This is a genomic window from Xanthomonas sp. SHU 308 (genome assembly GCF_000364645.1).
GTDB lineage: Bacteria > Pseudomonadota > Gammaproteobacteria > Xanthomonadales > Xanthomonadaceae > Xanthomonas_A > Xanthomonas_A sontii.
In genome coordinates this window covers 1-4504 of record NZ_AQOK01000773.1, presented here as the reverse complement: position 1 = coordinate 4504, position 4504 = coordinate 1, and the positions used below count along the sequence as shown (strand labels likewise).

5 protein-coding genes are annotated in these 4504 nt (G+C 71.0%); all 5 read right to left on the bottom strand.

Features of this window, described 5'->3' with window-relative positions; genetic code table 11:
* Nucleotides 1-1430, bottom strand: a 1430-nt coding sequence (ubiB, locus tag D588_RS0120190) for a 2-polyprenylphenol 6-hydroxylase (RefSeq protein WP_017914256.1), incomplete at its 3' end; no start/stop codon positions are given.
* 34 nt (nucleotides 1431-1464) lie between these two features.
* Entirely contained in the window at nucleotides 1465-1959 is a 495-nt protein-coding gene (locus tag D588_RS0120185; RefSeq protein ID WP_017914255.1) for a CinA family protein, read from the bottom strand.
* 166 nt (nucleotides 1960-2125) lie between these two features.
* A complete protein-coding gene (gene hflX, locus D588_RS0120180) occupies nucleotides 2126-3451 on the bottom strand; it encodes a ribosome rescue GTPase HflX (RefSeq protein WP_026143930.1) in 1326 nt (441 codons plus the stop codon).
* A 26-nt stretch (nucleotides 3452-3477) separates the two neighbouring features.
* On the bottom strand, nucleotides 3478-3753 hold the full coding sequence (gene hfq / locus D588_RS0120175; RefSeq protein ID WP_010341316.1) for an RNA chaperone Hfq: 276 nt from the start codon (nucleotides 3751-3753) through the stop codon (nucleotides 3478-3480).
* Nucleotides 3754-3872: 119 nt separating this feature from the next.
* On the bottom strand, nucleotides 3873-4504 hold a 632-nt coding region (miaA, locus tag D588_RS0120170; protein WP_017917287.1), incomplete at its 5' end, for a tRNA (adenosine(37)-N6)-dimethylallyltransferase MiaA.

Below are 4504 nucleotides of genomic sequence, written 5' to 3'. Positions count from 1 at the left end.
CGCCGCGCCGCCTGCAGCAGCCGGCGCGTGTCGCGCGGCAGGTCGCCGAGCAGTTCCAGCGCGCCCAGCACGGTGCGGCGGCCGCGCCTGGCCATCGCCCGCGGCGCGAACCGCTGCAGCATCACCCGCTCCAGGTACGGGGCGGCGGCGCCGGCCATGTCGAAATCCGGATCGAGCTGGCGCCCGACCCCTTCCAGGGTCAGGAAGGTCTTGATCATCAGCGCCAGGTCGGCCGGCAAGGCCAGCGCGTGCTGGCGCAGCAGCGCGGTGACGTCGCCGAGCATCGCGCCGACCCGCAGGTCCTTCAGCGGCACGCCGCGGTACTGGTCGACGAAGGCGGCGATCTCCAGGTGCAGGCGCGCCTCGTCGACCTCGACCTCGCCGTCGGTCCACTCCAGCAGGATGTCGGCGACCGCCTCGGCGTCCTGAGTGACCAACCCGTGCAGCAATTGCACCACCTGGTAACGGCGCTGCTCGGAAATGCGCCCGACCATGCCGAAGTCGATCACCGCGATGCGCTCACCGGGCAGGTAGAAGATGTTGCCCGGATGCGGATCGGCGTGGAAACAGCCGTCCTCCAGCACCATCTTCAGCACGATGTCGGCCCCGGTACGCGCCAATTGGCGACGGTCCAGGCCGGCGGCGTCGACCGCGGCCAGGTCGCGGCCGCCGATGCCGTCGACGAAGTCCTGCACGTTCAAGGTCTCGCAGGTCCACTGCCAGTGCACCCGCGGGATCACGATCTCGTCGTGTCCCTGGAAGTTGGCGGCGATGCGCTCGGCATTGCGGCATTCGCCGGCGAAATCCAGCTCGCGGCGCAGCGACAGGGTGAACTGGTGCACCACCGCGGCCGGGTGATAGCGCTTCAGGTCCGGCGCGCGCGCTTCGACGATCTCCGCCAGCCGCGCCAGCAATCGCAGGTCGGCCTCGATCACCTCGCGGATGCCGGGGCGGCGCACCTTGATCACCACGGCGGTGCCGTCGTGCAGCCGGGCGCGATGGGTCTGCGCCAGCGAAGCGGCGGCCAGCGGGGTTTCCTCGACCTCGGCGAAGATCGCCGTCGGCTCTTCGCCGAGCGCCTCGATCAGCTGCGGCAGGATCTGCGGATAGTCCAGCGCCGGCGCGGCGTTCTGCAGTTCGCCCAGTTCGTCGATCCACTCCGGCGGCAGCAGGTCCACGCGCGTGGCCAGCACCTGGCCCAGCTTGACGAAGGTCGGGCCGAGATCCTGCAGGGCGCGCCGCACCCGCTGCGGGGCCGACATGCGCAGCATCTCCTCGGCGTTGTGCCAGTGCAGCAGGCGCCCGGCGCGCTCCAGCACGTCGGCCATGCCGATGCGCCGGACCACGTCGCCGAACCCGTAGCGGATCAGCACCGAGGCGATTTCCTGCAGGCGTCCCAGGTCGCGGACGGTGCTCAACGCCTCCCACATCGCGCTCATCCTCGGGGAAGGCGCGCGGCCACGATCACAGCAACGCGTCCAGGCCGCGCAGGGCCGCCGCCACGGTCTGCCGGCGCACCGCGTCGCGGTCGCCCGGGAACTGGAACAATTGCGCGCTGGCATAGCCGCCGCGGCGCTTCCAGCCCAGCCAGACGCTGCCGACCGGCTTGTCCGCGGAGCCGCCGCCCGGCCCGGCGATGCCGGTCACCGCGACCGCGACGCTGGCGCCGGAATTGACCAGCGCCCCGGACACCATCTCGATCACCGTCTCCCGGCTGACCGCGCCATGATGCTCCAGCGTCTGCGGACGCACGCCCAGCAAGGCCTGCTTGGCCTCGTAGCTGTAGGCGACGATGCCGCAGTCGAACCAGGCCGAGGACCCGGCGACATCGGTCATCACCTTGGCGATCCAGCCGCCGCTGCAGCTTTCGGCGGTGACCAGGCGCTCGCGCGCGGTGCGCAAGCGATCGCTGAGGGCGGTGGCCTGTTGCAGCAGATCCGAATCGGTGGGAAGCGTCATGGCACAGCTCGGGAAACCAGTGCGCTTTGTAGCCCAATTCGCCGTGGCTGTCGCGCCTGCGCGTGCCGGCGGATGGCCGGCCGTCAGCCAACGCGGCGCATGGGCCGCGACCACGCCGGCCCGCCCATCGGCGTCGAGCGTGCCGACGCCGGCGTCGACGCGGCACTCAGCGCTGCTGCCACTCCTCCTGCTCGCGCGGCGGCAGCAGCGCGCGGATCGGCGCGCCGTCGGCCGCGGCGGCCAGGCGCTCTGCCTCGGTGATCGGGATGTCCACCTGCAGCAGCCAGCCGTCCTCGTCGGCCTGCTCGCTGCGGATCACCTGCAACTGGTGCAATTGCGAGCGCAGGCGTCCGGCGCTCGGCGGCAGGCGCAGGCTGCCCTGCACGTGGCGCAGGCCCAGGCGCTGGCCGAGCACGTGCTGCAGCAGGTCCAGGCCGCGGCCGTCGCGCGCGGAGATCCACACCCGCTCGCGCCGCGCGGTGTCCGGCACGCCGTCCTGCGCATCGTGACGCACCTCGGCGCCCTCGATGCGGTCGATCTTGTTGAACACCAGCAACTGCGGCAGTTCGCCGGCGCCGACCGCGTGCAGCACCTCGTCGACCTGGGCGATGCGCTCCTCGCGCAGCGGATCGGCGGCGTCGACCACGTGCAGCAGCAGGTCGGCCTCGCGCGCCTCGGACAGGGTCGAGCGGAATGCCGCGACCAGTTCGTGCGGCAGGTTGCGCACGAAGCCGACGGTATCGGCCAGCATGGCGTTGCCGCCGGGCAGCGCGATGCGCCGCACGGTCGGGTCCAGGGTCGCGAACAACTGGTCGGCGGCGTAGGCCTCGGCACCGGTCAGCGCGTTGAACAGGGTCGACTTGCCGGCGTTGGTGTAGCCCACCACCGCGATCCGCGGCAGCTCGCTGCGCACCCGCGCGCGGCGCATCTGGGTGTGCTGCACCTCGACCTTCTCCAGCCGCTTCTGCAACTGCTCCACCCGCTTCTGCAGCAGGCGGCGATCGGTTTCCAGCTGGGTTTCGCCGGGGCCGCGCAGGCCGATCGAACCGCCGCGCTGGCGCTCCAGGTGGGTCCAGCCGCGCACCAGCCGGGTGGCCATGTGCCGCAACTGGGCCAGTTCGACCTGCAGCTTGCCTTCGTGGCTGCGCGCGCGCTGGGCGAAGATGTCCAGGATCAGCCCGGTGCGGTCGATCACGCGCCGCTCCAGGTATTTCTCCAGGTTGCGCTCCTGGCCGGGGCTGAGCGCGTGGTTGACCAGAACCAGGTCGGCACCGCTGGCGTCGGCGGCGGCCTTGACCTCTTCCAGCTTGCCGCTGCCGATCAGCGTCGCCGGACTCGGTTTGTCGATGCGCGCAGTCACGGTGGCGGCGATGCTGGCACCGGCCGAGCGCGCCAGGTCGGCGAACTCCTCCAGAACATCGTCTTCCAACGGACCGCCCGCGTAGGGCTGGATCAGCAGTGCATGTTCGCCGCGGCGGGACCGATCAAACACCCGCGGCTCCGCACTTCGTTACGGTACTACTCGACTTCATCATCACCCGCACTGCCACCTTCGTTCTGCTGCACATAGCCGCCGCCCGGTCCCACGCGCACGTTGCGCGCCGGCACCACGGTGGAAATGGCGTGTTTGTAGACCATCTGGCTGACGGTATTGCGCAGCAGGACCACGAACTGATCGAACGACTCGATCGTGCCCTGCAGCTTGATGCCGTTGACCAGATACACCGAGACAGGGACCCGTTCGCGACGCAACGCGTTGAGGAAAGGATCCTGCAAGGATTGCCCCTTGGACATGCTTCACTCCCAAATTATTGTTTTTATTGTCCGGGACGGCACTGCAGCTCCCCTGCCGTGGTCCGGAACGTCGATGTTACACAACCGCGGGCGCCAGCACAGCGCGGCGGCGCGCCCGATCAGCCGAGGAAGGCGTCCAGGGCCGCCTGCAGGCGCCCGGCGTCGCGCGCCGGGTCGAACCAGCGGGCATCCTGCTCGCCGCGCAGCCAGGTGAGCTGGCGCTTGGCCAGCTGCCGGGTGGCGGCGATGGCGCGGACGCGGAAGTCCGCCGCATCGCCGACGCCGTCCAGATACTCCCAGGCCTGGCGGTAGCCGACCGCGCGCACCGCCGGCAGCGCCAACGGCTGCGCGACCGCCTGCATCTGCGGCAACGCGCGCAAGGCGTGCACTTCGTCGAGGAAGCCCTGCCCCAGCATCGCATCGAAGCGGGCATCGATGCGCCCGTGCAGCACGCTGCGCTCGGCCGGCGCCAGCACCAGCTTCAGCACCCGCAGCGGCAGCCGCGGCGGACCCGGATCCGCCTGCCAGGCACTGATCGGCCGGCCGCTGAGCCGGTACACCTCCAGCGCACGCTGGATGCGCTGCGCGTCGCCGGGGCGGATGCGCTGCGCGGCCAACGGATCGATCCGCTGCAGTTCCGCGTGCAGCGCCGCCCAGCCCTCGGCCTGCGCCTGCGCGGTCAGCGCCGCGCGCAATTGCGGGTCGGCCGCCGGCATCGGCGCCAACCCTTCCAGCAGCGCCTGGAAGTACA

Excerpts from the sequence above, each read along its gene's own strand:
- hfq (WP_010341316.1), bottom strand. The coding sequence starts at position 3,753 with ATGTCCAAGGGGCAATCCTTGCAGGATCCTTTCCTCAACGCGTTGCGT.
- D588_RS0120185 (WP_017914255.1), bottom strand. The coding sequence starts at position 1,959 with ATGACGCTTCCCACCGATTCGGATCTGCTGCAACAGGCCACCGCCCTC.